The organism is Streptococcus sp. k-90 (assembly GCF_013277565.1).
In the GTDB taxonomy this organism is placed as follows: domain Bacteria; phylum Bacillota; class Bacilli; order Lactobacillales; family Streptococcaceae; genus Streptococcus.
Map to the genome: position 1 here is coordinate 16,142 of NZ_VMNE01000017.1, position 25,044 is coordinate 41,185.

The 25,044-nt window shown below is 38.4% G+C and carries 31 protein-coding genes and 2 pseudogenes; 26 read left to right on the plus strand and 7 right to left on the minus strand.

Features of this window, described 5'->3' with window-relative positions:
- Positions 1-5 precede the first annotated feature (5 nt).
- The 7 genes from HT734_RS05825 to cbpE all read left to right on the plus strand — a co-directional run bounded on the left by HT734_RS05825 (position 6) and on the right by cbpE (position 5,780).
- On the plus strand, positions 6-350 hold the full coding sequence (locus HT734_RS05825) for a ribosomal-processing cysteine protease Prp (protein WP_033680068.1): 345 nt from the start codon (positions 6-8) through the stop codon (positions 348-350).
- Between the two features lie 16 nt (positions 351-366).
- Positions 367-660 carry a 50S ribosomal protein L27 gene (gene rpmA, locus HT734_RS05830; protein ID WP_000916509.1) on the plus strand — a complete coding sequence of 98 codons (294 nt, stop codon included), beginning with the start codon at positions 367-369 and terminating at the stop codon, positions 658-660.
- A 388-nt stretch (positions 661-1,048) separates the two neighbouring features.
- Positions 1,049-1,390: a DUF5301 domain-containing protein gene (locus HT734_RS05835; RefSeq protein WP_240151630.1), complete on the plus strand. Its 342-nt coding sequence runs from the start codon at positions 1,049-1,051 to the stop codon at positions 1,388-1,390.
- Between the two features lie 260 nt (positions 1,391-1,650).
- Positions 1,651-2,559, plus strand: coding sequence for a LysR family transcriptional regulator (locus tag HT734_RS05840; protein ID WP_061758981.1), 909 nt, complete (start codon positions 1,651-1,653; stop codon positions 2,557-2,559).
- Positions 2,556-3,017 carry a signal peptidase II gene (lspA, locus tag HT734_RS05845; protein ID WP_061758982.1) on the plus strand — a complete coding sequence of 154 codons (462 nt, stop codon included), beginning with the start codon at positions 2,556-2,558 and terminating at the stop codon, positions 3,015-3,017. The genes HT734_RS05840 and lspA overlap by 4 nt, the downstream gene beginning before the upstream one ends.
- A complete protein-coding gene (locus HT734_RS05850) occupies positions 3,007-3,894 on the plus strand; it encodes an RluA family pseudouridine synthase (protein WP_061758983.1) in 888 nt (295 codons plus the stop codon). The genes lspA and HT734_RS05850 overlap by 11 nt, the downstream gene beginning before the upstream one ends.
- Positions 3,895-3,896: 2 nt before the next feature.
- Positions 3,897-5,780, plus strand: coding sequence for a phosphorylcholine esterase CbpE (gene cbpE / locus HT734_RS05855; RefSeq protein WP_061758984.1), 1,884 nt, complete (start codon positions 3,897-3,899; stop codon positions 5,778-5,780).
- A gap of 165 nt (positions 5,781-5,945) precedes the next feature.
- Here the strand turns inward: cbpE and gdhA are convergent, their stop codons facing one another.
- Positions 5,946-7,292 carry an NADP-specific glutamate dehydrogenase gene (gene gdhA, locus HT734_RS05860; RefSeq protein ID WP_033680074.1) on the minus strand — a complete coding sequence of 449 codons (1,347 nt, stop codon included), beginning with the start codon at positions 7,290-7,292 and terminating at the stop codon, positions 5,946-5,948.
- A gap of 204 nt (positions 7,293-7,496) precedes the next feature.
- Between gdhA and HT734_RS05865 the strand changes: the two genes are divergently transcribed.
- The 7 genes from HT734_RS05865 (at position 7,497) to HT734_RS05895 (ending at position 14,330) form a co-directional block, all read left to right on the plus strand.
- Positions 7,497-8,432 (plus strand): dihydroorotate oxidase, encoded by a 936-nt coding sequence (locus tag HT734_RS05865; protein WP_033680075.1) that lies wholly within the window; start codon positions 7,497-7,499, stop codon positions 8,430-8,432.
- Positions 8,433-8,464: 32 nt separating this feature from the next.
- The gene (gene holA, locus HT734_RS05870) at positions 8,465-9,502 is read left to right on the plus strand and encodes a DNA polymerase III subunit delta (RefSeq protein ID WP_033680076.1); all 1,038 of its coding nucleotides are present in this window, start codon (positions 8,465-8,467) and stop codon (positions 9,500-9,502) included.
- A gap of 404 nt (positions 9,503-9,906) precedes the next feature.
- Positions 9,907-10,512, plus strand: coding sequence for a superoxide dismutase SodA (sodA, locus tag HT734_RS05875; RefSeq protein ID WP_000974733.1), 606 nt, complete (start codon positions 9,907-9,909; stop codon positions 10,510-10,512).
- 156 nt (positions 10,513-10,668) lie between these two features.
- Positions 10,669-11,199 carry a YutD family protein gene (locus HT734_RS05880; protein WP_001224343.1) on the plus strand — a complete coding sequence of 177 codons (531 nt, stop codon included), beginning with the start codon at positions 10,669-10,671 and terminating at the stop codon, positions 11,197-11,199.
- Positions 11,200-11,219: 20 nt separating this feature from the next.
- Entirely contained in the window at positions 11,220-12,305 is a 1,086-nt protein-coding gene (gene rlmN, locus HT734_RS05885; protein WP_173278303.1) for a 23S rRNA (adenine(2503)-C(2))-methyltransferase RlmN, read from the plus strand.
- Positions 12,305-12,787, plus strand: coding sequence for a VanZ family protein (locus HT734_RS05890; RefSeq protein ID WP_033680077.1), 483 nt, complete (start codon positions 12,305-12,307; stop codon positions 12,785-12,787). Before rlmN ends, HT734_RS05890 begins: the two co-directional genes overlap by 1 nt.
- 1 nt (position 12,788) lies before the next feature.
- Complete coding sequence (locus tag HT734_RS05895) at positions 12,789-14,330, plus strand: ABC-F family ATP-binding cassette domain-containing protein (protein WP_173278302.1); 1,542 nt, start codon at positions 12,789-12,791, stop codon at positions 14,328-14,330.
- Positions 14,331-14,384: 54 nt separating this feature from the next.
- On the opposite strand, the gene HT734_RS05900 is transcribed toward HT734_RS05895, so the two are convergent.
- The 4 genes from HT734_RS05900 to HT734_RS09475 form a co-directional block, all read right to left on the minus strand.
- The gene (locus HT734_RS05900) at positions 14,385-15,188 is read right to left on the minus strand and encodes a peptidylprolyl isomerase (RefSeq protein ID WP_173278300.1); all 804 of its coding nucleotides are present in this window, start codon (positions 15,186-15,188) and stop codon (positions 14,385-14,387) included.
- A gap of 305 nt (positions 15,189-15,493) precedes the next feature.
- Entirely contained in the window at positions 15,494-15,718 is a 225-nt protein-coding gene (locus HT734_RS05905; protein ID WP_001041097.1) for a helix-turn-helix transcriptional regulator, read from the minus strand.
- A gap of 2 nt (positions 15,719-15,720) precedes the next feature.
- Positions 15,721-16,317 carry a DUF3796 domain-containing protein gene (locus tag HT734_RS05910; RefSeq protein ID WP_173278298.1) on the minus strand — a complete coding sequence of 199 codons (597 nt, stop codon included), beginning with the start codon at positions 16,315-16,317 and terminating at the stop codon, positions 15,721-15,723.
- 445 nt (positions 16,318-16,762) lie between these two features.
- Complete coding sequence (locus HT734_RS09475; RefSeq protein ID WP_080566786.1) at positions 16,763-16,918, minus strand: FanG protein; 156 nt, start codon at positions 16,916-16,918, stop codon at positions 16,763-16,765.
- A 28-nt stretch (positions 16,919-16,946) separates the two neighbouring features.
- Here HT734_RS09475 and HT734_RS05915 point away from each other — a divergent pair, with 28 nt between their 5' ends.
- The 3 genes and pseudogenes from HT734_RS05915 to HT734_RS09480 all read left to right on the plus strand — a co-directional run.
- Positions 16,947-17,561, plus strand: coding sequence for a CadD family cadmium resistance transporter (locus tag HT734_RS05915; protein WP_000615746.1), 615 nt, complete (start codon positions 16,947-16,949; stop codon positions 17,559-17,561).
- 11 nt (positions 17,562-17,572) lie between these two features.
- Positions 17,573-17,911 (plus strand): Cd(II)/Zn(II)-sensing metalloregulatory transcriptional regulator CadX, encoded by a 339-nt coding sequence (gene cadX / locus HT734_RS05920; RefSeq protein ID WP_000711087.1) that lies wholly within the window; start codon positions 17,573-17,575, stop codon positions 17,909-17,911.
- Positions 17,912-17,953: 42 nt separating this feature from the next.
- Positions 17,954-18,361: pseudogene (locus HT734_RS09480) on the plus strand (XRE family transcriptional regulator); the annotation flags it as partial.
- Positions 18,362-18,667: 306 nt separating this feature from the next.
- Here the strand turns inward: HT734_RS09480 and HT734_RS05925 are convergent.
- Complete coding sequence (locus HT734_RS05925; protein ID WP_000849122.1) at positions 18,668-18,811, minus strand: hypothetical protein; 144 nt, start codon at positions 18,809-18,811, stop codon at positions 18,668-18,670.
- A 175-nt stretch (positions 18,812-18,986) separates the two neighbouring features.
- Between HT734_RS05925 and rpsP the strand changes: the two genes are divergently transcribed.
- The 9 genes and pseudogenes from rpsP (at position 18,987) to HT734_RS05970 (ending at position 24,673) form a co-directional block, all read left to right on the plus strand.
- Positions 18,987-19,259: a 30S ribosomal protein S16 gene (gene rpsP / locus HT734_RS05930; protein ID WP_000268760.1), complete on the plus strand. Its 273-nt coding sequence runs from the start codon at positions 18,987-18,989 to the stop codon at positions 19,257-19,259.
- A 19-nt stretch (positions 19,260-19,278) separates the two neighbouring features.
- Positions 19,279-19,518, plus strand: coding sequence for an RNA-binding protein KphA (kphA, locus tag HT734_RS05935; protein WP_000379617.1), 240 nt, complete (start codon positions 19,279-19,281; stop codon positions 19,516-19,518).
- Between the two features lie 185 nt (positions 19,519-19,703).
- Positions 19,704-19,925: pseudogene (locus HT734_RS05940) on the plus strand (hypothetical protein).
- 335 nt (positions 19,926-20,260) lie between these two features.
- Positions 20,261-21,163, plus strand: a complete 903-nt coding sequence (locus HT734_RS05945) for a DMT family transporter (protein ID WP_173278296.1) — start codon at positions 20,261-20,263, stop codon at positions 21,161-21,163.
- 149 nt (positions 21,164-21,312) lie between these two features.
- Positions 21,313-22,170 carry an alpha/beta hydrolase gene (locus tag HT734_RS05950; protein WP_173278294.1) on the plus strand — a complete coding sequence of 286 codons (858 nt, stop codon included), beginning with the start codon at positions 21,313-21,315 and terminating at the stop codon, positions 22,168-22,170.
- Between the two features lie 97 nt (positions 22,171-22,267).
- Entirely contained in the window at positions 22,268-23,056 is a 789-nt protein-coding gene (locus tag HT734_RS05955) for an alpha/beta hydrolase (RefSeq protein ID WP_173278292.1), read from the plus strand.
- A 30-nt stretch (positions 23,057-23,086) separates the two neighbouring features.
- The gene (gene rimM, locus HT734_RS05960; RefSeq protein WP_173278290.1) at positions 23,087-23,605 is read left to right on the plus strand and encodes a ribosome maturation factor RimM; all 519 of its coding nucleotides are present in this window, start codon (positions 23,087-23,089) and stop codon (positions 23,603-23,605) included.
- A complete protein-coding gene (trmD, locus tag HT734_RS05965; RefSeq protein ID WP_173278289.1) occupies positions 23,595-24,323 on the plus strand; it encodes a tRNA (guanosine(37)-N1)-methyltransferase TrmD in 729 nt (242 codons plus the stop codon). Before rimM ends, trmD begins: the two co-directional genes overlap by 11 nt.
- A gap of 11 nt (positions 24,324-24,334) precedes the next feature.
- Complete coding sequence (locus HT734_RS05970) at positions 24,335-24,673, plus strand: ATP cone domain-containing protein (RefSeq protein WP_001196039.1); 339 nt, start codon at positions 24,335-24,337, stop codon at positions 24,671-24,673.
- 30 nt (positions 24,674-24,703) lie between these two features.
- Here HT734_RS05970 and HT734_RS05975 read toward each other — a convergent pair whose 3' ends face one another.
- Positions 24,704-25,024, minus strand: a complete 321-nt coding sequence (locus HT734_RS05975) for a hypothetical protein (protein ID WP_173278287.1) — start codon at positions 25,022-25,024, stop codon at positions 24,704-24,706.
- Between the last annotated feature and the right edge of the window lie 20 nt (positions 25,025-25,044).

Genomic DNA, 25,044 nt, shown 5'->3' on the forward strand with positions numbered 1-25,044 from the left:
AACACATGATACAGGCAGTCTTTGAGAGAGCCGAAGATGGCGAGCTGAGGAGTGCGGAAATTACTGGACACGCCGAGAGTGGCGAATACGGCTTAGATGTCGTGTGTGCATCGGTTTCTACGCTTGCCATTAACTTTATCAATTCCATTGAAAAATTTGCAGGCTATGAACCAATCCTAGAATTAAACGAAGCTGAAGGTGGCTATCTGATGGTTGAAATTCCAAAAGATCTTCCTTCACACCAGAGAGAGATGACCCAGTTATTCTTTGAATCATTTTTCTTAGGTATGGCAAACTTATCGGAGAACTCTTCTGAGTTCGTCCAAACCAGAGTTATCACAGAAAACTAACACGGAGGAAAACATTATGTTAAAAATGACTCTTAACAACTTGCAACTTTTCGCCCACAAAAAAGGTGGAGGTTCTACATCAAACGGACGTGATTCACAAGCAAAACGTCTTGGAGCTAAAGCAGCTGACGGACAAACTGTAACAGGTGGATCAATCCTTTACCGTCAACGTGGTACACACATCTACCCAGGTGTAAACGTTGGTCGTGGTGGAGACGATACTTTGTTCGCTAAAGTTGAAGGCGTAGTACGCTTTGAACGTAAAGGACGCGATAAAAAACAAGTTTCTGTTTACCCAATCGCTAAATAAAAAGGTCCAGTGAACCTTTTTATCCCGAGCCTTGAAATGTAAAGGCGAGGAAGCTAGAAGTAGCATAAACTAAGGCTTTCCGAGTTTTCGGAGAGCCTGTTTTTTTGTTTTGGTACCCATATTCTAAAATCCTATGTAAGAAGCGAATTTATCGGCTACTTTATCTTTTAGATACAATCATAAAATAGTGGAATTTGCCCCTTTTACAGTAATGAATTTTATAAGGGAATAAGATATTGTAAAAATTGCTAAGATTTGATATTATAATTGTATCTGAGTAAGGAAGTAGGAATATGGAAAGGATGTGAACCTGTGTGAAAAAGCTTATCACATAGTAGTCTGTTCAATCTCTTTTCTTGTTCTATCTGCTTGTTTCAGTAAGAAAAAATTGATTCTTCCTGAACCTGAAACGATTTCTGTTATTTCTCTGCAGAAAAAACTTTCTGAAGATGTTAAAACTATAAACAAGAGAGAAGAAATTTCAAAATTGATTGAGGAGATACAGAAACAGTCCAAATCTACAATTTTTGAGAGTTTCAATGATCAACCGACAAATGATAAAGATTACATCATTATCAAATTCACTCATCAGAATGAAGAAAATGATAGTGTGACCTATCTATATGCTATGAAAGAAAAACAGTATATTGAACAGTCATATGTGGGTATTTGGGAGGTGAGTTCAGATATAGCGGATAGGATTGAAGAGTTTTTTCTAGTTGATTCATAGAGCTAGAAGAAAGTTCAGAGAGCTTTTATCATAAATTAATGTGAAATTGGATTTGCATCATATTATAAACGGTAAATCAATAAGATTTGCTGTTTTTATTTGTTTGAACTAAAATGAGGACTGGGAAAGGATATCATTCTAATTTTTGTCTTGGGATGTTAGAGTATTCATTGAGACTTGAAAAGTTCCTGACTTTTTTCCTTTTTGGAAAACTTCTAAAATATGGTATAATGAAAAGATAAAGAAGTTGGGGGTAGAAGATGAACATTCAACAATTACGCTATGTTGTGGCTATTGCCAATAGTGGTACTTTCCGTGAAGCTGCTGAAAAGATGTATGTTAGTCAGCCGAGTCTGTCTATTTCTGTTCGTGATTTGGAAAAAGAGTTGGGCTTTAAGATTTTCCGTCGGACTAGCTCAGGGACTTTCTTGACTCGTCGTGGTATGGAATTCTATGAAAAAGCGCAAGAATTGGTTAAAGGATTTGATATTTTTCAAAATCAGTATTCCAATCCTGAAGAAGAAAAAGATGAATTTTCCATTGCCAGTCAGCACTATGACTTCTTGCCACCAACCATTACAGCCTTTTCAGAGCGCTATCCTGATTACAAAAATTTCCGTATTTTTGAATCAACTACAGTTCAAATACTTGATGAAGTAGCTCAGGGGCACAGTGAGATTGGGATTATCTACCTCAACAATCAAAATAAAAAAGGGATCATGCAACGGGTTGAAAAGTTAGGTCTGGAGGTCATTGAATTAATTCCTTTTTATACCCATATTTATCTCCGCGAGGGGCATCCTTTGGCTCAGAAAGAGGAATTGGTCATGGAGAATTTAGCTGATCTACCAACGGTTCGTTTCACTCAAGAAAAAGACGAGTACCTTTATTATTCAGAGAACTTTGTTGATACCAGTGCGAGCTCACAGATGTTTAATGTGACAGACCGTGCTACCTTGAATGGTATTTTGGAGCGGACGGATGCTTATGCAACAGGTTCTGGATTTTTAGATAGTGATAGCGTCAATGGCATCACAGTTATTCGTCTCAAGGATAATCTAGATAATCGCATGGTCTATGTTAAACGTGAAGAAGTGGAGCTTAGTCAAGCTGGGACTCTCTTTGTAGAAGTCATGCAAGAATATTTTGATCAGAAGAGGAAATCATGAAAAAAAGAGGAATAGTGGCAGTCATTGTACTGCTTTTGATTGGGTTGGATCAGTTGGTAAAATCCTATATCATCCAGCAAATTCCACTGGGTGAAGTGCGTTCTTGGATTCCCAATTTCGTTAGCTTGACCTACCTGCAAAATCGAGGGGCAGCCTTTTCTATCTTACAAGACCAGCAGTTGCTATTCGCTGTTATTACTCTGGTTGTCGTGGTAGGTGCCATTTGGTATTTGCACAAACACATGGAAGACTCAATCTGGATGGTGATTGGCTTAACCTTAATCATCGCTGGAGGTCTTGGAAACTTTATTGACAGGGTGAGTCAGGGCTTTGTTGTGGATATGTTCCACCTTGACTTTATTAATTTTGCAATTTTCAATGTTGCAGATAGCTATCTGACTGTTGGAGTGATTATTTTATTGATTGCAATGCTAAAAGAGGAAATAAATGGAAATTAAAATTGAAACTGGTGGCCTGCGTTTAGATAAGGCTTTGTCAGATTTGACAGAATTATCACGTAGTCTCGCGAATGAACAAATCAAAACAGGCCAGGTCTTGGTCAATGGCCAAGTCAAGAAAGCTAAATACACAGTTCAAGAGGGCGATGTCGTCACTTACCATGTGCCAGAACCAGAGGTTTTAGAGTATGTAGCTGAGAATCTTCCGCTAGAAATCATCTACCAAGATGAGGATGTGGCTGTTGTTAACAAGCCTCAGGGAATGGTTGTGCATCCGAGTGCTGGTCATACCAGTGGAACCCTGGTAAATGCCCTTATGTACCATATTAAGGATTTGTCGGGTATCAATGGGGTTCTGCGTCCGGGAATTGTTCACCGCATTGACAAGGATACGTCAGGTCTTCTCATGATTGCTAAAAATGATGAGGCGCATCTAGCACTTGCCCAAGAACTCAAGGATAAAAAGTCTCTCCGCAAATATTGGGCGATTGTTCATGGAAATCTACCAAATGATCGTGGTGTCATTGAAGCACCGATTGGCCGGAGTGAAAAAGACCGTAAGAAACAGGCTGTGACTGCCAAAGGGAAGCCTGCAGTGACCCGTTTCTATGTCTTGGAACGCTTTGGCGATTATAGTTTAGTAGAGTTGCAGCTGGAGACAGGCCGTACCCATCAAATCCGTGTCCACATGGCTTATATTGGCCATCCAGTCGCTGGTGATGAGGTCTATGGTCCACGCAAGACACTTAAGGGACATGGACAATTTCTTCATGCTAAGACTTTAGGGTTTACTCATCCACGAACAGGTGAGATTTTGGAATTTACTGCAGATATCCCAGAGATTTTTAAGGAAACCTTGGAGAAATTGAGAAAATAAGAATGAAAAAGAAATTAACTAGTTTGGCACTTGCAGGCGCTTTTTTAGGTGTGTCATGGTATGGTAATGTACAAGCTCAAGAAAGTTCGGGAAATAAAATTCACTTTATAAATGTTCATGAAGGTGGCAGTGATGCAATTATTCTTGAAAGTAATGGACATTTTGCCATAGTGGATACAGGAGAAGATTATGATTTCCCAGATGGAAGTGATTCTCGTTATCCATGGAGAGAAGGAACTGAAACGTCTTATAAGCATGTTCTGACAGACCGTGTCTTTCGTCATTTGAAGGAATTGGGTGTCCAAAAACTTGATTTTATTTTAGTGACTCATACCCACAGTGATCATATTGGAAATGTTGATGAATTATTGTCTACCTATCCAGTTGACCGAGTTTATCTTAAAAAATATAGTGATAATCGTATTACTAATTCTGAACGCCTATGGGATAATCTGTATGGCTATAATAAGGTTTTACAGACTGCTGCAGAAAAAGGTGTTTCAGTTATTCAAAACATCACACAAGGAGATGCTCATTTTAAGTTTGGGGACATGGATATCCAGCTCTATAATTATGAAAATGAAACAGATTCGTCGGGTGAATTAAAGAAAATTTGGGATGACAATTCCAATTCCTTGATTAGTGTGGTGAAAGTCAATGGCAAGAAAATTTACCTTGGGGGAGACTTAGATAATGTTCATGGAGCAGAAGACAAGTATGGTCCTCTTATTGGAAAAGTTGATTTGATGAAGTTTAATCATCACCATGATACCAACAAATCAAATACCAAGGATTTCATCAGAAATTTGAGTCCGAGTTTGATTGTTCAAACCTCGGATAGTCTACCTTGGAAAAATGGTGTTGACAGTGAGTATGTCAATTGGCTCAAAGAACGAGGAATTGAGAGAATTAATGCAGCCAGCAAAGACTATGATGCAACAGTTTTTGATATTCGAAAAGATGGGTTTGTCAATATTTCAACGTCCTACAAGTCGATTCCAAGTTTTCAAGCTGGTTGGCATAAGAGTGCATATGGTAATTGGTGGTATCAAGCGCCTGATTCTACAGGAGAATATGCTGTCGGTTGGAATGAAATCGAAGGTGAATGGTATTACTTTAACCAAAGAGGTATCTTGTTACAGAATCAATGGAAAAAATGGAACAATCGTTGGTTCTATTTGACAGACTCTGGTGCTTCTGCAAAAAATTGGAAGAAAATCGATGGAACCTGGTATTATTTCAACAAAGAAAAACAGATGGAAATTGGTTGGGTAAATACTGGAGGTCAGAACTATTATTTATCAAACGATGGTTCTATGAAGACAAGTTGGCTTCAATATAAGGGTCAATGGTATTACTTTGCTCAATCAGGGGAAATGAAAACGGGTTGGGTAAAAGATAAAGAAACCTGGTACTATATGGATTCCACTGGTATCATGAAGACAGGTGAGATAGAAGTTGCTGGTCATCATTATTATCTAAAAGAATCAGGAGCTATGAAGCAAGGCTGGCATAAAAAGGTAAATGATTGGTACTTCTACAATACAGATGGTTCACGAGCTGTTGGTTGGATCAAAGACAAGGACAAATGGTACTTCTTGAAAGAAAATGGTCAATTACTTGTGAACGGTAAGACACCAGAAGGCTATACTGTTGATTCAAGTGGTGGCTGGTTAGTGGATGTTCCGGTAGAGAAATCTGCTACAACTAGAGCTACAAGTAATTCGGAAATAAAAGAATCCAAAGAAGTAGTGAAAAAAGATCTTGAAAATAAGGCAACGAGTCAACATGAAAGTGGTACAAGTTCTTCAACTAGCCAAGATTTGACATCCTCAACTTCACAAAATTCTGAAACGAGTGCAAACAAATCAGAATCAGAACAGTAGTAAATATTAGTATCTTAAAAACATGATTAAAGCGCTATTCTTAGGAGTAGCGGTTTTTCTTTTTATTTAAAAAGAGGGCAAAAAGGGAGAGTAAGTAATTTTCTAACTGTTTAACTCAATCTAAAAATCCCCAATCGAAGCGATTGAGGATTAAGCAAATGAATCTTAAACAATACCTTGTGCAATCATAGCGTTTGCTACATTTTCAAAGGCAGCAATGTTAGCTCCTGCAAGGTAGTCTTTATCAAGACCGTATGTTTCTGAAGTTGTTTTAGCTGTGTTGAAGATGTTTGTCATGATGTCTTTGAGACGTCCATCAACTTCTTCACGAGTCCATGAAAGGCGAAGACTATTTTGGCTCATTTCAAGGGCTGAAACGGCTACACCACCAGCGTTGGCAGCTTTGGCAGGTCCGTAGAAGATACCATTTTCTTTGTAAACTTTGATGGCATCAAGGTCGCTTGGCATGTTGGCACCTTCAGATACACAGATAACGCCTTGAGCAACCAAACGTTTAGCTGCTTCACCGTTGATTTCGTTTTGAGTCGCACATGGAAGAGCGATGTCATAGTTTCCAGCGTAAGTCCATACAGAACCGTCATGATAAGTAGCGGTTGCTTTCTCAGCTGCATACTCAGTCAAACGAGCGCGACGTTTTTCTTTAACATCAACCAAAAGATCGAAGTCGATACCATTTTCATCGATGACATAGCCGTTTGAGTCAGATACAGAGATGACAGTTGCACCGAGCTCAGTAGCTTTTTGAAGAGCATATTGAGCAACGTTACCAGAACCTGAAATAACGACTTTCTTACCAGCAAAGCTATTACCGTTAGCTTTAAGCATTTCTTCAGTATAGTAAACCAAACCGTAACCAGTTGCTTCTGGACGAATCAAGCTACCACCAAATCCAAGAGGTTTACCAGTTAAGACACCAGCATCAAATTGGTTTAGGCGTTTATATTGACCGTAAAGGTAACCAATCTCACGTCCACCAACACCGATATCACCAGCAGGTACGTCTAGTGATGGTCCGATGTATTTTTGTAATTCAGTCATGAAGCTTTGGCAGAAGCGCATCACTTCAGCATCTGTTTTACCTTTAGGATCGAAGTCTGATCCACCTTTACCTCCACCGATAGGAAGTCCAGTTAAGACATTTTTAAAGATTTGTTCAAATCCGAGGAATTTCAAGATCCCTTGGTTTACAGTTGGGTGGAAACGAAGTCCGCCTTTGTATGGTCCAACAGCTGAGTTGAATTGAACACGGTAACCGCGGTTTACTTGAACTTTTCCATCACGGTCAACCCAAGGAACACGGAAAGAAATCACGCGTTCTGGCTCAGTGATACGTGCCAAGATATTTTCTTCGATATACTCAGGGTGTTTTTCAAATACAGGTTCCAAAGTGTTGAAAAATTCTTCAACAGCTTGGAGGAATTCAGCCTCGTGCCCGTTACGAGCTTTTACAGTTTCAAACACGCTTTGGATATATTCTTTAGCAGATGTCATATCGTTCTCCTTTTGTTGTTATATTTTATTACATGAGCCATTATAGCAGAATTTTTTTTGAGTGTAAAGAAAAAAACAGAAATTTTCTAAAAATTCTTTCAATTTATAAAACCGAACGTTTTAGATAGAAATTAGTTTCTCAAAGAGAAAAGCTGAAAATATGGTATAATATTAGAAATAAATGGAATCCGGAGGATCAGAATCATGGTATCAACGAAAACACAAATTGCTGGTTTTGAGTTTGACAATTGCTTGATGAATGCAGCAGGTGTGGCTTGTATGACGATAGAGGAGCTAGAAGGGGTTAAAAACTCAGCGGCAGGAACCTTTGTCACTAAGACAGCGACCTTGGACTTCCGTCAGGGAAATCCTGAGCCACGCTATCAAGATGTTCCACTTGGTTCCATCAACTCTATGGGCTTGCCAAATAATGGCTTAGACTATTATTTGGACTATCTTTTGGACTTGCAGGAAAAAGAGCCAAGCCGAACTTTCTTCTTATCTCTAGTCGGCATGTCTCCAGAAGAAACCCATACTATCTTGAAAAAAGTCCAAGAGAGTGATTTTCGTGGTCTGACTGAGCTAAACCTTTCCTGTCCAAATGTTCCAGGTAAACCTCAGATTGCCTATGATTTTGAGACAACAGATCGGATTTTGGCAGAGGTGTTTGCCTACTTCACTAAACCTCTGGGAATTAAATTGCCACCATATTTTGACATTGTTCACTTTGACCAAGCGGCAGCTATTTTCAACAAGTATCCGCTCAAGTTTATCAACTGTGTCAACTCTATCGGAAACGGCCTTTATATAGAAGATGAGTCTGTAGTTATTCGTCCTAAAAATGGTTTCGGTGGCATTGGTGGAGAATATATCAAACCGACTGCACTAGCCAATGTTCATGCCTTTTATCAACGCTTAAACCCTCAAATACAAATCATCGGAACAGGTGGCGTGTTGACTGGTCGTGATGCCTTTGAACACATCCTCTGTGGAGCAAGTATGGTGCAGGTAGGAACAACTCTTCATAAAGAAGGTGTTGGAGCTTTTGAACGCATTACCAATGAACTGAAAGCAATCATGGCTGAAAAAGGGTACGAGAGCCTAGAAGATTTCCGTGGGAAATTGCGCTATATCGATTAAATTCATTAAAAAATCAGAAGAAAGGAGAGAAGATGCTAGCCATTGAAGAAAGTCAGAAGTTGACTTTATCAAATTTATCGAGCCTGAGTCTTTTTACAGGGACAGACCAGGGTCAGTTTGAAGTTATGAAGAGTCAAGTGTTGAAACAGATTGGCTATGATTCTGCTGATCTCAACTTTGCCTACTTTGATATGAAAGAAGTAGTATACAAGGATGTGGAACTGGAGTTAGTCAGCCTTCCTTTCTTTGCGGATGAGAAAATCGTGATACTAGACCATTTTGTCGATATCACAACAGCCAAGAAACGCTTTTTGACAGATGATGAGCTCAAGTCATTTGAGGAATACCTTGATAATCCTTCACCAACAACCAAGTTGTTAATCTTTGCAGAAGGAAAGCTGGATAGTAAAAGACGGTTGGTTAAATTACTTAAGCGTGATGCCAAGGTTTTTGATGCAGTAGAATCCAAAGAACAAGAATTGCGCCAGTATTTCCAAAAGTGGAGTCAGAAACAAGGTCTGCAGTTTACCAATCATTCTTTTGAAAATCTACTCATCAAGTCGGGTTTTCAATTTAGCGAAATCCAGAAAAATCTCCTCTTTTTACAGTCCTATAAGGAAGACTCTGTTATCGAGGAAGAGGATATTGTTAACGCAATTCCCAAGACCTTGCAGGACAATATCTTTGACTTAACTCAGTTTATTCTGACTAAAAAGATGGACCAGGCGCGTGATTTGGTTAGAGACTTGACCTTGCAAGGTGAAGATGAAATTAAACTGATTGCAGTCATGCTAGGACAATTTCGGACTTTTACTCAGGTGAAAATTTTGTCGGAGTCTGGGCAAACAGAATCGCAGATTGCAAGTAGTTTAGGTAGTTATCTCGGACGCAATCCTAATCCCTATCAAATCAAGTTTGCGCTGAGAGATGCGCGAGGACTTTCCTTGAGTTTTTTGAAACAAGCTATTTCTTATTTGATTGAGACAGACTATCAGATTAAGACAGGTCTTTATGAAAAGAGTTTCCTTTTTGAAAAGGCACTCCTACAGATTGCTAGTCAGGTCAATTGATATTTTTTTGAAACTACAACCCGCGTCAAGATTATCTTGTCGTGGGTTTCTTGCTGATTTGCTTATTTTATACTCAATGAAAATCAAAGAGCAAACTAGGAAACTAGCCGCAGGTTGTTCAAAGCACTGCTTTGAGGTNNGACGAAGTCAGCTCAAAACATGTTTTTGAGGTTGCGGATGAAACTGACGAAGTCAGCTCAAAACACTGTTTTGAGGTTGTGGATAGAACTGACGAAGTCAGTAACTATACCTACGGCAAGGCGACGTTGACGCAGTTTGAAGAGATTTTAGAAGAGTATTATTAGAAAGTATGTCACTGATTTCCTTATCTATAAGCAAAAAACTTGAAAAAAGTGAATATTTGCGTTATCATTTTCATATAGAAAGAAAAAGAGGTATTACAGATGGCTATTATCTTACCAGATCTTCCATATGCATACGACGCATTGGAACCATACATCGATGCGGAAACAATGCACTTGCACCATGACAAACACCATCAAACTTATGTCAACAATGCTAATGCAGCTCTTGAAAAACACCCTGAAATCGGTGAAGATCTTGAAGCCTTGCTTGCTGATGTAGAATCTATCCCAGCTGATATCCGTCAAGCGCTTATTAACAATGGTGGTGGACATTTGAACCACGCTCTTTTCTGGGAATTGATGACTCCTGAGAAAACAGCTCCTTCAGCAGAACTTGCAGCAGCAATCGATGCAACATTTGGTTCATTTGAAGAATTCCAAGCAGCCTTCACTGCAGCAGCAACAACTCGTTTCGGTTCAGGATGGGCATGGTTGGTTGTCAACAAAGAAGGTAAACTTGAAGTGACTTCAACAGCAAACCAAGACACACCAATCTCAGAAGGTAAAAAACCAATCTTGGGCTTGGACGTTTGGGAACATGCTTACTACGTGAAATACCGCAACGTGCGTCCTGATTACATCAAAGCTTTCTTCTCAGTGATCAACTGGAACAAAGTAGATGAATTGTACGCAGCTGCTAAATAATGATAGTTGGAGGGAAGAATTGTTCTTCTCTTTTTTAGGTTATATGATTCTGGTCTGATAAAATCGTCAGACTTTTTTCATTTTTATGAGAAACGTGCTAACTGCTAGAAATTATGGTAGAATAAAGTATTAAGTAATCGTGAAAAAAGGATATCTATGCGAAAAGAAATTGCACCTGAATTATACAACTATAACAAGTTTCCTGGTCCTGAGTTTCATTTACACGGGGACAAGGTCGAAACGGAAGGGATAGCTTTTTCCTTGGTGGAAAATATCAAGGATGCCTTCGATGTGACGGCTTTTAATCAGCGTTTTTCAGAAGTCTTAACCAAGTTTGATTATATAGTGGGAGATTGGAGCAACGAACAGCTTCGCCTACGAGGTTTTTATAAGGATGATCGAACAGAAGAAAAACTTGAAAAAATCAGTCGTTTACAAGACTACCTTTTAGAGTATTGTAGTTATGGTTGTGCCTATTTTGTCTTAGAAAATGAAGCCCCTAAGCGAGCATCATTTGACAAGAAAATGCGTAAGAAGGAAGAAGAACAGCCTTCTAAAAAAGGAAAGAAACCGACTCAAACCAAACGAAAACCGAATGCAGATAAGAAAAATAGACGTCGTCAGAAAGACCAGCATTCTCAGAAAGAGGATAAGGGACAACGTCATTTTGTCATTCGTCAGAAGTGAGTAGAGAATAAGGAGAAGAAATGAAACCGTCAATTTATAGTTTAACACGTCAAACCATGCAGGAATGGGTTTTGGAGCAGGGAGAAAAGAAATTCCGTGCAGATCAAATCTGGGAATGGCTTTACCGTAAGCGTGTCCAGTCATTTGAAGAAATGACTAACCTTTCCAAGGATTTGATTGCTAAGCTTAATGACCAGTTTGTGGTCAATCCCTTGAAACAGCGTATCGTGCAAGAGTCTGCTGATGGTACTGTTAAATATCTCTTTGAGTTGCCTGATGGTATGCTGATTGAGACTGTACTGATGCGTCAGCACTATGGTTTGTCAGTCTGTGTGACGACTCAGGTCGGCTGTAATATCGGTTGTACCTTCTGTGCTTCTGGTTTGATTAAGAAGCAACGTGACCTCAATAACGGTGAAATTGTAGCGCAAATCTTGCTGGTTCAGAAATACTTTGATGAGCGTGGTCAGGATGAACGCGTCAGCCATATCGTTGTCATGGGAATCGGTGAGCCCTTTGATAACTACAACAATGTCTTGAATTTCGTTCGTACCATCAATGATGACAAGGGGATGGCTATCGGGGCTCGTCACATCACTGTTTCTACGTCAGGTTTGGCCCATAAAATTCGTGATTTTGCTAATGAAGGGGTTCAGGTCAATCTTGCCGTTTCTCTTCACGCGCCTAACAATGAATTGCGCTCAAGCATCATGAAGATTAACCGTGCCTTTCCGATTGAAAAACTCTTTGCCGCTATTGAGTACTATATCGAAACAACCAATCGTCGTGTGACCTTTGAGTATATTATGCTCAATGAAGTCAATGACGGTGTAGAACAAGCCTTGGAATTGGCTGAATTGCTCAAGAACATCAAGAAATTGTCTTATGTAAACTTGATTCCTTACAATCCAGTTAGTGAGCATGACCAATATAGCCGTAGTCCTAAAGAGCGCGTCCTGGCCTTCTATGATACGCTTAAGAAAAAAGGGGTTAACTGTGTGGTTCGTCAAGAGCATGGTACTGATATTGATGCAGCTTGTGGACAATTGCGTTCTAATACAATGAAACGCGACCGCCAGAAAGCAGTCGCAGCAGTCAATCCTTAATGATGAAGAAAACTTATAATCATGTTTTGGTCTGGGGAGTTATTTTCTATAGCATTTGCATTGTCTACTTTTGCTTTACTCCTCAAGAACAATCTCCTGTAGGAGTTGAAACTCCAGGTATTCAGCATCTTGGACGCCTGGTTTTTCTTTTGACTCCTTTCAATTCTCTCTGGAAACTGGGCGAAGTGAGTGATGTAGGACAATTATCTTGGATTTTTTTACAAAATATCCTCAATGTCTTCTTGCTTTTTCCTTTGGTGTTCCAACTCCTTTATCTCCTTCCAAACTTGCGGAAAACAAAAAAAGTGCTACTTTTTAGTTTTCTAGTGAGTCTTGGAATTGAGTGTACGCAGTTAGTCTTGGACTTTTTCTTTGATTTTAATCGCGTCTTTGAGATTGATGATTTGTGGACCAATACCTTGGGTGGCTATTCGGCTTGGCTCCTCTATAAACAATTACATAAAAATAAGATAAGGAATTAAAATGAGTATTTTAGAAGTTAAAAATCTGAGTCACGGTTTTGGCGACCGTGCAATTTTTGAAGATGTGTCCTTCCGTCTCCTCAAGGGGGAACATATCGGCCTGGTCGGTGCTAATGGTGAAGGGAAATCAACCTTTATGAGCATTGTGACTGGTAAGATGTTACCAGATGAAGGGAAGGTTGAGTGGTCAAAGTATGTGACTGCTGGTTACTTGGATCAGCACTCTGTCTTGGAAGAAGGACAGTCGGTGCGTGATGTTCTCCGTACAGCCTTTGATGAGCTTTTCAAAGCAGAAGCCCGTATCAATGACCTCTATATGGAAATGGCTGAAGATGGAGCGGATGTTGATGCTCTTATGGAAGAAGTTGGTGAACTTCAAGACCGTCTGGAGAGTCGTGATTTTTATACCTTGGATGCTAAGATTGATGAAGTGGCGCGTGCCCTTGGTGTCATGGACTTTGGCATGGATACGGATGTAACTTCTTTGTCAGGTGGTCAAAGAAACAAGGTGCTTTTGGCTAAACTTCTCCTTGAAAAGCCTGATATCTTGCTTTTGGACGAGCCGACCAACTACTTGGATGCTGAGCACATTGACTGGCTTAAGCGCTATCTCCAAAACTATGAAAATGCCTTTGTCCTTATTTCGCACGATATTCCATTCCTCAATGATGTTATCAATATCGTCTATCATGTGGAAAATCAACAGCTGACGCGTTATTCTGGTGACTACTACCAGTTCCAAGAAGTCTATGCTATGAAGAAATCTCAACTGGAGGCGGCCTACGAACGTCAGCAAAAAGAAATTGCAGACCTCAAAGACTTCGTAGCTCGAAACAAAGCGCGTGTTGCAACACGAAACATGGCCATGTCTCGTCAGAAGAAATTGGATAAGATGGATATTATCGAACTCCAAAGTGAGAAACCAAAACCATCCTTTGATTTCAAACCGGCTCGTACACCAGGGCGCTTTATCTTCCAAGCCAAGGATTTGCAGATTGGTTATGACCGTCCACTTACCAAGCCTTTAAATCTTACCTTTGAACGTAATCAAAAGGTTGCTATTATCGGTGCCAATGGTATCGGGAAAACAACTCTCTTGAAGAGTCTCTTGGGAATTATCCCACCAATCGCTGGGGAAGTGGAACGTGGAGATTATCTAGAACTTGGCTACTTTGAACAAGAAGTAGAAGGCGGTAATCGCCAAACTCCTCTTGAAGCTGTCTGGAATGCCTTTCCAGCTCTCAACCAAGCAGAAGTTCGTGCAGCTCTTGCCCGTTGTGGTTTGACAACCAAGCATATTGAAAGCCAAATTCAGGTCTTGTCAGGTGGGGAACAAGCCAAGGTTCGTTTCTGTCTCTTGATGAATCGTGAAAACAATGTTTTAGTGCTGGACGAGCCGACCAACCATTTGGATGTGGATGCCAAGGATGAACTCAAACGTGCTCTCAAAGAATACAAGGGATCTATTCTAATGGTCTGCCACGAGCCAGACTTCTATGAAGGCTGGATGGACCAAATCTGGGATTTTAATAATCTAACTTAAAAATGAGGATAAAAGAAATACAGTACCGAATGTGGATACTGTATTTTTTGGTTTTTATGATTTAAAATCGTAGTCTTTTACTACTTCGATGCTATCTATTGTGATAGCAGTAGTTGGCTTGTCTTTTTCATCTTTTTCGGATTTAGCAATCTTATCTACAACATCCATACCGTCAATCACTTGACCAAAGACTGGGTGTTTGCCATCTAGACTAGGATTTCCACCTTCTTTATAGGCTTCGATGATTTTCTTTGGATACTTGCTTGCAGGGAGTTTAGCAGAGGTATCTGTAGAGTTTTGGTTGATGAAGAACTGGCTGCCATTGGTGTTTGGTTGACCAGTATTAGCCATAGAAAGAGCACCACGGATGTTATAGAGATAAGGAGTAATCTCGTTTTTGAAACCAGTTCCCTTGTCTTTTGTCTTATCCTTGTCATGCCAGATGGACTGACCACCTGTACCGTCCCCTTTCGGATCTCCAGTTTGAACCATGAAGCCATCGATGACACGGTGGAATGTAATGCCGTTATAGTAGCCTTCTTTGGCATGAGTGAGGAAGTTTTCAACCGCTAGAGGAGCGAGTTTAGGGAAGAGTTTAATGCGAATATCTCCTTGACTTGTGTGTAGAATCACTTCAGCCTCGTCTTCAGCAACTTCTTTAGATAGTTGTGGGAAATTGGCGTTTTCGTTTGTTAAAGCATCGCTTAACTCCTTGGCAGATTGGGCTGCTGCTTTGGAACTTTCTTCAGCAGCAAGACTGGAATCAACATAGTCATCACCACGCAAACTACGTTGGATGTTGCCACATCCAGCTAGGGCTACAGTGGATAGTAAAAGAAGGGTTGCTAGTTTTTTCATTCTATTCCTCTCAAAAATTCATTTCTACCATTGTACCCTAAAAGGAAGGGGATTTCAAATATTAGTGACAAGGTAGTTTAAGAGAAAGTCAACCAAAAAGTCGCTTGATTAGGGACATCAATGCCATAAGTATACTCAAAGTATTTTGGGAACCAGATCTTAAGAGAGCTCGTAAAGCATCACAATTAGTAAACGTTAATTCGAAAGAATTACTATATTTTAAAAGAGCACATTTTCAATGGATTTTTTCTTTTGGCTTTACTTCCTAATTAATCAGTGAACTTAATACTAGGTCTCGAAAAGAATTATGCTTCCTCTTTCTGTCTGAGTTCAAAGAGGTCTTCTACTTTCAGATTAAAAACTTGAGCAATTTTAAGAGCCATTTCTAGTGAAGGATTGTAACGGTTATTTTCCAAGTGCAGAATTGTCTCGCGTCGCATGCCGATGAGGTCGGCTAACTCCTGCTGGGTCATGCCTGTGGACTCACGAACAGATTTGAGATTAGTAATAATCTTGCTTTCTTTGGCCATGCTTATCCTCTCCGTTCCAAGATAAAATAGACAACCGCAAATATGAAAATCAAGGCAGCTATGCTAATAAAGATCTGGCCCATGTAAAGCGTGAGAGACCCTATATATCCAATGCTAACTGCTAGAATCATCAGTGCGCCTAGTATAAAAACAAACATCAAGCTAGCTGCCTTGGCTAAATTAGTATAAAAGCGTTCGTCCGGAGTTTCCTTGACATTTTTAAAACAGAAAAAGCCAAATACAATCACTTCAATAACGAGGCCAATCCCCAAAATCCATTCTCTAATACCAGAACTTTCGCTTGGGGTCGCAACACAAATACCTACTGTATAAAAAATGCTTGCTGACAACACAAGTATCGTGTAAAGCTTAGCAGACAAGTCAAAAATAGTCTTTCCCTTATCTTTCTGAATCTTATGAGGCCGTGGTTTCGTATGTAGCCAGCTCCAAATGGCTATAATTTGACCTGACACTGAAATACCAGTAATAACTAACTTGGGTCCCCAACTAAGATTAGAACCAAATAAAACAATAAAATCAATAAAGAGAGCTACGGCAATCATTGCAATGAGGCCACGCATTTTTTGACTTTTTTTCATGATAGACTCCTTTTTTGTGTTATAAATATATAACACTTAAATTTTATGTTATAAATATATCACATTTAAATTTGGAAAGCAAGAATTTATGTGCCAAGGTGGCAATTATTTGAAAAAATTTTTTAATAAAAGCCCTCGCTAGTCAAACAACTAAAGAATTCTTTGAAGCAATGCATCGGATTTGGTTTGGATAGTTTCGTTAATAATATTTGATGATAAGGAATTTTTGGAAAATCTAGATACTGTATGAATCTCTACTTTTTTTCTTAGACTGTTATAAAGTCTGTCAGAATAAGCTTTGTAGGTATAGAAGTTAATTTTTACAGAGGTTAAGTAAGGATTTCAGTACACGTCAATAGATGTCAAAATACTGATTTTAAGCGATTTTTGATTTTTGGAAACTCATTATATCGCACTACAAATCAATAAAAACTCTACCTTTTACTCAACCCTTTTTAGATAAATATATCATCTGGATATTGAAGTTAAGCCCTGCTGTCATTGCGATGGCAGGGCTTTTTAATATTTGGTACACTAACTTCTTATCTATATTTTGGTGGATTTTAAGTTGACATCTACAAAGTTTAATGTTAGAATACATTCAAAAATATATTTGAATGAGGTGTTTTATGATTCAAAATGTTGTTACTTCAATAATCCTGTATTCTGGGACAGCCGTAGACTTACTTATTATCCTAATGTTATTTTTTGCCAAAAGAAAAAGCAGAAAAGACATCATTAACATCTATTTAGGACAATTTCTAGGCTCTGTTAGTCTAATATTGCTAAGTTTGCTTTTTGCATTTGTCTTAAATTATATTCCTAGTAAAGAGATTTTAGGTTTACTCGGTTTGATTCCAATTTTCCTAGGCCTCAAAGTTTTGCTTTTAGGAGATTCTGATGGAGAAGCTATTGCAAAAGATGGTTTGCGAAAAGACAATAAAAACCTGATTTTTCTAGTCGCTATGATTACTTTTGCAAGTTGTGGCGCTGACAATATTGGTGTCTTTGTCCCATATTTTATTACCTTAAATTTAGCGAATTTGATAGTGACTTTACTTACTTTTCTAGTCATGATTTATCTCTTGGTTTTTTCTGCCCAAAAATTAGCACAAGTCCCTTCTGTTGGAGAAATTTTGGAAAAATATAGCAGATGGTTTATTGCCGTTGTCTATTTAGGATTGGGGATATATATCCTGATTGAAAATAACAGTTTTGACATACTATGGACTATATTAGGCTAGGAGAAAATATTATGAAAAAAGATAGTATCTGCCAAGTGAATGTTATAAATCAGCAAAATATTACAACCGCAACGAACTACCTTGAAAAGGAAAAAGTCCAAAAATCACTTCGCATTTTAACAAAATTTACCGATAATAAGCAGATAAATATCATCTTCTATCTTCTTGCTGTTGAAGAACTCTGTGTCTGTGATATAGCCTGTTTACTAAATCTCAGTATGGCATCTGCCTCCCACCATCTTCGTAAACTAGCCAATCAAAACATCTTGGACACTAGAAGAGAGGGGAAAATTATATATTATTTTATAAAAGATGAGGAAATCAGAGATTTTTTTAATCAACTAGGATAACAACTATTTTTACTACTTTTCCATGATTATAGGGGATTATATATGAAATTTTTTGATGAAAATTACTCACAAGAAATACATACTCGTATCAAATCTTTAAGAGAAAAATATAATTTAAAGCAAAGCTACCTAGGTAATGCAGGTCAAGTTAGCCAAGTTGAAAAGTAAAAGCGACAAGTTACCGCTTCAATATTACTTTATTTGAATACTTAAACCGACTTGGACTATAAAGAAATTATTTTTAGAGATATTGCCAAGTTTGTTGAAAATCTGTTTTACCACTGCTTCAGCTCTATTATATTTAGAGATTTAGAAACTGTAAATAAAAGAATGAATTCTTTGTCGGATGATGACTTAATTTCTATACAATCTAGCTGTCTTAGACTTTCCAAGACATTCGCAAATTTCAATATTCAAAGAAAAAAATTTTTGATTTCTGATGAAACTGAAAAAATTATCCATAATGGCAAAAAGGTCATTAAAAAATCAAAAAAGATAAATCAATTTCAACAACAATGGACACATACGCCGAGTTAGCACCGCAAAGAAAGTTAGAATCTGTTAATCTTTATATCGATAAGATTGATGAACTAACGCAATAACTACTCTACCATTCACTCTACCTTTTATTATGTAGCATTCTAAAAACATTGATGTACCAACGTTTCTAACAGCTAAAATAGAAATTATTTAATCTTTTACAGACCTAAACTATTTCCCTATTTAGAATCTATTCATTCATATTTTATAAATTAATTAGTAGATATCATTCTTAAAATCCTTGATATTTCTCTTGGGAACAGGCTTTGGATTTAGGAGCCAGGTATCCAAATCACGTTCAGGTGAGATATAAGGTTTGACTCGGTGGTCTTTATAAAACGTTTCTAAAATAGTTTTCATGACATTCTCTTTCTGATTTTTCTTTAAAATTATAGTAAATTTCTAAATGGTTTAAAAATTTTATAGTCTGTCAAGTTTTTTTCTTGACACCTGACAGAAATCTGCTATAATAGAACATGTGCTAAATAGCTCAGCTATTTCACTCAAATAAAAAATAAGAAAAGAGACTTTAAAAATGGCAGTTAAAATCCGTTTGACTCGTATGGGTTCTAAGAAAAAACCTTTCTACCGTATCAACGTAGCAGATTCACGTTCACCACGTGACGGACGTTTCATCGAAACAGTTGGAACTTACAACCCGCTTGTTGCTGAAAACCAAGTAACTTTGAAAGAAGACCGCGTTCTTGCATGGTTGGCTGATGGAGCTCAACCTTCAGATACAGTTCGCAACATCCTTTCAAAAGAAGGCGTATTGAAAAAATTCCACGATTCTAAATTTTCAAAATAAGTTTAAAGTAGGTTGACAGATGGATACGATTGAAAATCTCATTATTGCGATTGTGAAACCCTTGATTTCACAACCAGATGCCTTAACTATCAAGATTGAAGATACACCAGAGTTTTTGGAATATCATTTGGATCTTGATCAAAGCGATGTGGGTCGTGTAATCGGTCGTAAGGGTCGCACAATTTCTGCGATAAGAACGATTGTCTACTCTGTCCCAACTGAAGACAAAAAAGTAAGAATCGTTATTGACGAAAAATAAGAAGGGCGGGACGGATGTCTCGCTTTTTTTGCAAGGAGCAGGATATGAAGGATTTAACGTTTAGACAATTACAAGACTAGTTATAGTCAATGAAAGTCAAAGAGCAAACTAGGAAGCTAGCCGCAGGCTGTACTGGAGTACGGCAAGGTGAAGCTGACGTAGTTTGAATTTGATTTTCGAAGAGTATTGCTCGAACTGAGGAAGGTCTCTTTATCAAGTTAGTGGAGAAAGTCGGATAAGTGGCCGAAGTTTTGAATGGTCGCTCTGGTCGAAAAGAAGGAGTTCAAGATTCGAACGAGGAACTAGCAAAAGAACTGGCTGATGTCATTCACTACACCGTCGCAATAGCAGCCATCAAGTACCAACATGAACGTGATTTGGAAGGATTTTTGAAGGGGGACCTCTAAGACGATAAGGAATGATTTTTACTAATAAAGAAAATTTCACCTATATTGGCCTAGCTAGTAAATAGAAAACAGTGAAATTGGCAGTTTATATTATCAAAGTAAGGAATCTCCAAGAGGTAGATAAGTTAGAACTTGTGAGATAAGAACGAGAAAGGCAGATTAGACTTGTAGAGTCTTTTTTAGTCAATGAACTAGATAAAGAGTGATAGAAGGCATAAAATACTAATCCTAGAAATAGCATCTAGGATTCTACTATGCTACAATGGAAAGACAGTCTCAAAGAATTATAGTCAATCAATCTTGAGAATAGCTATTTTTAAAAGGAGTAACAGTCTATGAACGAGAAAACAAAAGCTTACCTAGCAGCCTTATCCTTTTCAGCCATCATTGGTTTTTCTTTTTTATTTACTAAGATTGCTTTGAGCTATGCCAGTCCTCTTACAAACTTAGCGCATCGCTATACAATCGCAGCTTTAGTAATGGTCGTTCTTCATCAAACCAAACTTATTAAAGTGAGTTTAAGTAGAAAAGATATTCTTTCTATTCTTCCTATGAGTCTTTTCTATCCGCTTTTATTTTTTATTTTTCAATCCTTTGCTTTACAGTATATATCGTCTTCTGAAGCTGGAATTTTACAGGCTCTTGTCCCGATTTTTACGCTCCTTTTAGCATCGGTCTTTCTCAAGGAAAAGACAAGCTTGCTGCAAAAGTTCTTTTTATTTTTATCCGTAGCAGGAGTAGTTTTCATCTTCCTTAGTAAAGGAGCTAACTTTGGTACTGAGACTGCTAGCTTTGGCTTTCTCTTGATGTTGGGATCTGTTCTCGCCAATGCAATAAACAATATTCTCAGCAAGTCCACAGGAGGTCGCTATCGGGCCATGGATATGACAGCTGTTGTGATATTTGTTGGCTTCGTCACCTTTAATACGCTGAGTCTGACCTCTCACTATCTGGAGGGGAACATATTAGCTTACTTTGCGCCACTTGGACAGGTGTCTTATTTGCTTTCAATTCTCTATTTGGGAATTCTAGCCTCTATCGTTACTGGTAGTCTCTCTATCTATGCTATTGTTCGACTTGGAGCATCAACCGTCAGTGTCTTTGGAAATCTTGGGACAGTTTTGACCATTCTAGCTGGAGCTCTTATCCTCCACGAACCAATTTATAGCTACCATGTAATCGGAGCAACTTTGATTATTGCTGGAATTTTAGGCATGAATCTGATGAGAAAAAAGTAAAGATTGCTGAGCAGTCTTTTTCTTAATCTAAATGATACAGAAAATTCAAAAATTTTAATGTAATTAAGTTTGGAAAACGATGATTTTAATATAGCATGATAAAATAGATAAAAAGAATAACACTAGGATAAAGAGGAGAGAGTGTAATAATGAAGCAAAATGATATAGCTGAAGCTATTGCTTTTTATAACAGAAAACCTGAGACTTTGGTACGTCACATTATACCAGTCGTAGATTGTGATTTGGTTGTTTATCATCGTCCTGGAAACACAAATAAAGGCCACATTATTTTTTATCATGGAGCTTGTGGCCGTAGTCAGATGTGGGCCCACCAGTATGATGCCTTTGAAGGATTTGACCTCTACTTTGTCAATGTGAGAGGACAGGGTGAATCACCTATGAAAGTTGGCCTACCCGACTTAGAAAGTGCTGTTCAAGATGTAGATGCTATTTTGTCCTATTTTCAGTTGGATAAGGTGATATTGGTTGGTCATTCTTGGGGAGGGAATCCACTTCAAGAGTACACCTATCGCCATCCAGAAAGAGTTCTAGCCTTGGTAATGGTAGATAGTTGGGGACAGCATCGTTACCTATCAGATAAAGAGAGAAATCGCATAAAATATAGTTCCCTTATGTACAAAACGATTCCTTGGAAGTTGATTGCAGATAAGAACTCAAAAATGTGTACAGATAATCCTATCACAAGAGAATTAGTCAAGACGTCCATTATAGAAACTGGGAGAGATGTTTTTTTGAACCTTGGAATCACAGGTTTTTTGGCTGTTCATGAGATAGAAGGTTATCATGGCAATCCTCCTATGCTATTAGTAAGAGGCGAAAACGATTTTCCCAAACACCTAAAAATGATCTACGATGGAATCATGGCCTTAAATCCCAATGCGCGTCAAGTAACGATTTCAGATAGCAAACACCAACCTATGAATGACCATCCTCAAGAGTTTAATCAGATAATTGGTGAATTCTTTGAAGAAGTAGTAGCTCTGTAAGATGAGATTTATCCAACTTGAGAAAATCACTGGAACGTGTTAAAATAAAGGATAAGGATTTTTAATAATTCATTATATAGAATGAGTGGATTTCTTTATGAAGAGGATTGAAGTATCTACAGAAATTGGTAGTCTCTCTGTTACTTATCAAAAGCAAAAGAAAGTGCTAGTTTGTTTAAGTGGCGCAGGTTTGCTACCAAGTTATGAAAATTTTTCACTTATACTTGAAAAACTTCCTCCTACAATTGGTTATTTGACAATTGATTTTCCGAACACAGGTAGGAGTCCGATTCATGACCAAGCTGGAAAAAATCTAGATAATCTTGCAGATGCGGTATATGAAGTACTTGAAGAATTAGGGATTTCTGAATATATACTTTGTGTACATAGTTTGAGTGGAATTTTAGCTTGCAAATTACTCAAGAAACCAATTAAGTGTCAGGCTTTAGTAGCAATTGAACCGACAACTAAAAACGTCATGTTTGCTGATTTTTCAGAAAATCCTTATCCAGAAATGGAAGAGCAGATGAGGCTGATTGACGAGTGTGGTCCTGAATTTTATTTTAAGAATTTAACTCAAGAGACATTTAGCCCTGAAATTAATAAAGAAATCTGGGAAATAATGCAAGAAAAAGGCTCAGAGTTGGAAAATCAAGATCCAGGATTTCAGATATCTGGAGAGATTACTGAGGAAGATTTTGAGAATTTGTCGATAGAATCTTATGTCCCTGTATTTATTTTTTGTCAGCCTTATAGAGAAAAAGAGTACAGAGAATCAGAATATCGGACTTCCAATACTAAACTCATTTTAGGAGGGAATCACCATTATTTACAATGGTCAGAATCAGAAAAAATTGTGATTATTATTCGAGAATTGTCCGAATAAGATGGATAGAAATAAAGTACAGGAGACAAGATGAACTACTTTAATGTTGGGAAAATCGTCAATACGCAAGGGTTGCAGGGTGAGATGCGAGTCTTGTCTGTGACGGATTTTGCAGAAGAACGGTTTAAAAAAGGTACTGAGTTGGCCTTGTTTGATGAAAAAGATCAGTTTGTTCAAACAGTGACTATCGCTAGCCACCGTAAACAGAAGAACTTTGACATTATCAAATTCAAAGATATGTACCATATCAACGCTATCGAAAAGTACAAGGGATACAGTCTCAAGGTTTCTGAGGAAGATTTAAACGATTTAGATGATGGTGAATTTTATTATCACGAGATTATCGGTTTGGAAGTCTATGAGGGTGATAATTTGATTGGAACCATCAAGGAAATCCTGCAACCAGGTGCTAACGATGTCTGGGTGGTCAAGCGAAAAGGCAAGCGTGATTTGTTATTGCCTTATATCCCACCAGTGGTTCTCAATGTTGATATTCCAAATAACCGCGTCGATGTGGAAATCTTAGAAGGGTTAGACGATGAAGATTGATATTTTAACCCTTTTTCCAGAGATGTTTTCTCCGCTAGAGCACTCAATCGTTGGAAAGGCACGTGAAAAAGGGCTCTTGGATATCCAGTATCATAATTTTCGAGAATATGCTGAAAAGGCCCGCCATGTCGACGATGAGCCCTACGGAGGCGGTCAAGGGATGTTGCTCCGAGCCCAACCCATTTTTGATGCCTTTGATGCTATTGAAAAGAAAAATCCGCGCGTTATTCTCCTCGATCCAGCTGGCAAGCAGTTTGATCAGGCTTATGCTGAGGATTTAGCCAAAGAAGAGGAACTGATCTTTATCTGTGGTCACTACGAGGGGTATGACGAGCGCATTAAGACCTTGGTGACAGATGAGATTTCCCTGGGTGACTATGTCTTGACTGGTGGAGAGTTGGCGGCTATGACCATGATTGATGCTGCGGTACGCCTGATTCCAGAAGTGATTGGCAAGGAGTCTAGCCACCAAGATGATAGTTTTTCTTCAGGCCTTCTCGAATACCCTCAGTACACACGGCCCTATGATTATCGTGGTATGGTTGTGCCGGATATTCTGATGAGCGGGCACCATGAAAAGATTCGTCAGTGGCGACTGTATGAGAGTTTAAAGAAAACCTACGAGCGCAGACCGGATTTGCTTGAACATTATCAACTGACAGCAGAAGAAGAAAAAATACTGGCAGAAATCAAAGAAATCAAAGAAAACAAAGAATAAAGGAGAAACCTATGCAAGTAATCAAACGTGATGGAGAAATTGCTGAATTTAATCCAGACAAGATTTACCAAGCTATCTTAAAGGCAGCCCAGACTGTCTATGTATTGACAGATGATTTACGTCAAAACCTTGCACAAGTCACTAAGAAAGTGGTTTTGGATTTGGAAGAAGCCAAGGTGGAACGTGCTACCATCAGCATGATTCAGTCTTTGGTTGAGCATCGTTTACTGGGTGCAGGTTACATTACCATTGCTGAACACTACATTTCCTATCGTTTACAACGTGATTTGGAAAGAAGTGGTTATGGAGATCATATCGCCGTTCATTTACATTTTGAACAAGTTCGCTAAGAAAAAAGAGTGGGATGAAGCAACTACATCTCACTCTTTCTTAAATCTATTTTTTTGAGCTGTTTGGACAGTTGAAGGGACAAATCGCAGGCGTTGAATATCGTTTATGCGGATAATACGGCTTACATTTTTAGCAAAATTTTTCACGATAATTTGCTGGCGTTGCTGATCGTATTTGATGATGTCACCTGTAAAGCTTGTCTCAGACAAGATAAGGTGAACAGCGGTTTGTTTCTGGATAGCCTCTTCAATAGTGGCTGTAAGGGAGTTGGTTTCAGTCTGGTCAGCTTGGTCATGTCCATTTAAAAAGTCATGTATTTTATCTAGAACTTGCTGGAATTTATGTCTCATAGTGGCCTCCCTTCTTTTAT

Excerpts from the sequence above, each read along its gene's own strand:
- HT734_RS05825 (WP_033680068.1), top strand. The coding sequence starts at position 6 with ATGATACAGGCAGTCTTTGAGAGAGCCGAAGATGGCGAGCTGAGGAGT.
- rpmA (WP_000916509.1), top strand. The coding sequence starts at position 367 with ATGTTAAAAATGACTCTTAACAACTTGCAACTTTTCGCCCACAAAAAA.
- HT734_RS05840 (WP_061758981.1), top strand. The coding sequence starts at position 1,651 with ATGAACATTCAACAATTACGCTATGTTGTGGCTATTGCCAATAGTGGT.
- lspA (WP_061758982.1), top strand. The coding sequence starts at position 2,556 with ATGAAAAAAAGAGGAATAGTGGCAGTCATTGTACTGCTTTTGATTGGG.
- HT734_RS05850 (WP_061758983.1), top strand. The coding sequence starts at position 3,007 with ATGGAAATTAAAATTGAAACTGGTGGCCTGCGTTTAGATAAGGCTTTG.
- cbpE (WP_061758984.1), top strand. The coding sequence starts at position 3,897 with ATGAAAAAGAAATTAACTAGTTTGGCACTTGCAGGCGCTTTTTTAGGT.
- gdhA (WP_033680074.1), bottom strand. The coding sequence starts at position 7,292 with ATGACATCTGCTAAAGAATATATCCAAAGCGTGTTTGAAACTGTAAAA.
- HT734_RS05865 (WP_033680075.1), top strand. The coding sequence starts at position 7,497 with ATGGTATCAACGAAAACACAAATTGCTGGTTTTGAGTTTGACAATTGC.
- holA (WP_033680076.1), top strand. The coding sequence starts at position 8,465 with ATGCTAGCCATTGAAGAAAGTCAGAAGTTGACTTTATCAAATTTATCG.
- sodA (WP_000974733.1), top strand. The coding sequence starts at position 9,907 with ATGGCTATTATCTTACCAGATCTTCCATATGCATACGACGCATTGGAA.
- HT734_RS05880 (WP_001224343.1), top strand. The coding sequence starts at position 10,669 with ATGCGAAAAGAAATTGCACCTGAATTATACAACTATAACAAGTTTCCT.
- rlmN (WP_173278303.1), top strand. The coding sequence starts at position 11,220 with ATGAAACCGTCAATTTATAGTTTAACACGTCAAACCATGCAGGAATGG.
- HT734_RS05890 (WP_033680077.1), top strand. The coding sequence starts at position 12,305 with ATGATGAAGAAAACTTATAATCATGTTTTGGTCTGGGGAGTTATTTTC.
- HT734_RS05895 (WP_173278302.1), top strand. The coding sequence starts at position 12,789 with ATGAGTATTTTAGAAGTTAAAAATCTGAGTCACGGTTTTGGCGACCGT.
- HT734_RS05900 (WP_173278300.1), bottom strand. The coding sequence starts at position 15,188 with ATGAAAAAACTAGCAACCCTTCTTTTACTATCCACTGTAGCCCTAGCT.
- HT734_RS05905 (WP_001041097.1), bottom strand. The coding sequence starts at position 15,718 with ATGGCCAAAGAAAGCAAGATTATTACTAATCTCAAATCTGTTCGTGAG.
- HT734_RS05910 (WP_173278298.1), bottom strand. The coding sequence starts at position 16,317 with ATGAAAAAAAGTCAAAAAATGCGTGGCCTCATTGCAATGATTGCCGTA.
- HT734_RS09475 (WP_080566786.1), bottom strand. The coding sequence starts at position 16,918 with ATGTATTCTAACATTAAACTTTGTAGATGTCAACTTAAAATCCACCAA.
- HT734_RS05915 (WP_000615746.1), top strand. The coding sequence starts at position 16,947 with ATGATTCAAAATGTTGTTACTTCAATAATCCTGTATTCTGGGACAGCC.
- cadX (WP_000711087.1), top strand. The coding sequence starts at position 17,573 with ATGAAAAAAGATAGTATCTGCCAAGTGAATGTTATAAATCAGCAAAAT.
- HT734_RS05925 (WP_000849122.1), bottom strand. The coding sequence starts at position 18,811 with ATGAAAACTATTTTAGAAACGTTTTATAAAGACCACCGAGTCAAACCT.
- rpsP (WP_000268760.1), top strand. The coding sequence starts at position 18,987 with ATGGCAGTTAAAATCCGTTTGACTCGTATGGGTTCTAAGAAAAAACCT.
- kphA (WP_000379617.1), top strand. The coding sequence starts at position 19,279 with ATGGATACGATTGAAAATCTCATTATTGCGATTGTGAAACCCTTGATT.
- HT734_RS05945 (WP_173278296.1), top strand. The coding sequence starts at position 20,261 with ATGAACGAGAAAACAAAAGCTTACCTAGCAGCCTTATCCTTTTCAGCC.
- HT734_RS05950 (WP_173278294.1), top strand. The coding sequence starts at position 21,313 with ATGAAGCAAAATGATATAGCTGAAGCTATTGCTTTTTATAACAGAAAA.
- HT734_RS05955 (WP_173278292.1), top strand. The coding sequence starts at position 22,268 with ATGAAGAGGATTGAAGTATCTACAGAAATTGGTAGTCTCTCTGTTACT.
- rimM (WP_173278290.1), top strand. The coding sequence starts at position 23,087 with ATGAACTACTTTAATGTTGGGAAAATCGTCAATACGCAAGGGTTGCAG.
- trmD (WP_173278289.1), top strand. The coding sequence starts at position 23,595 with ATGAAGATTGATATTTTAACCCTTTTTCCAGAGATGTTTTCTCCGCTA.
- HT734_RS05970 (WP_001196039.1), top strand. The coding sequence starts at position 24,335 with ATGCAAGTAATCAAACGTGATGGAGAAATTGCTGAATTTAATCCAGAC.
- HT734_RS05975 (WP_173278287.1), bottom strand. The coding sequence starts at position 25,024 with ATGAGACATAAATTCCAGCAAGTTCTAGATAAAATACATGACTTTTTA.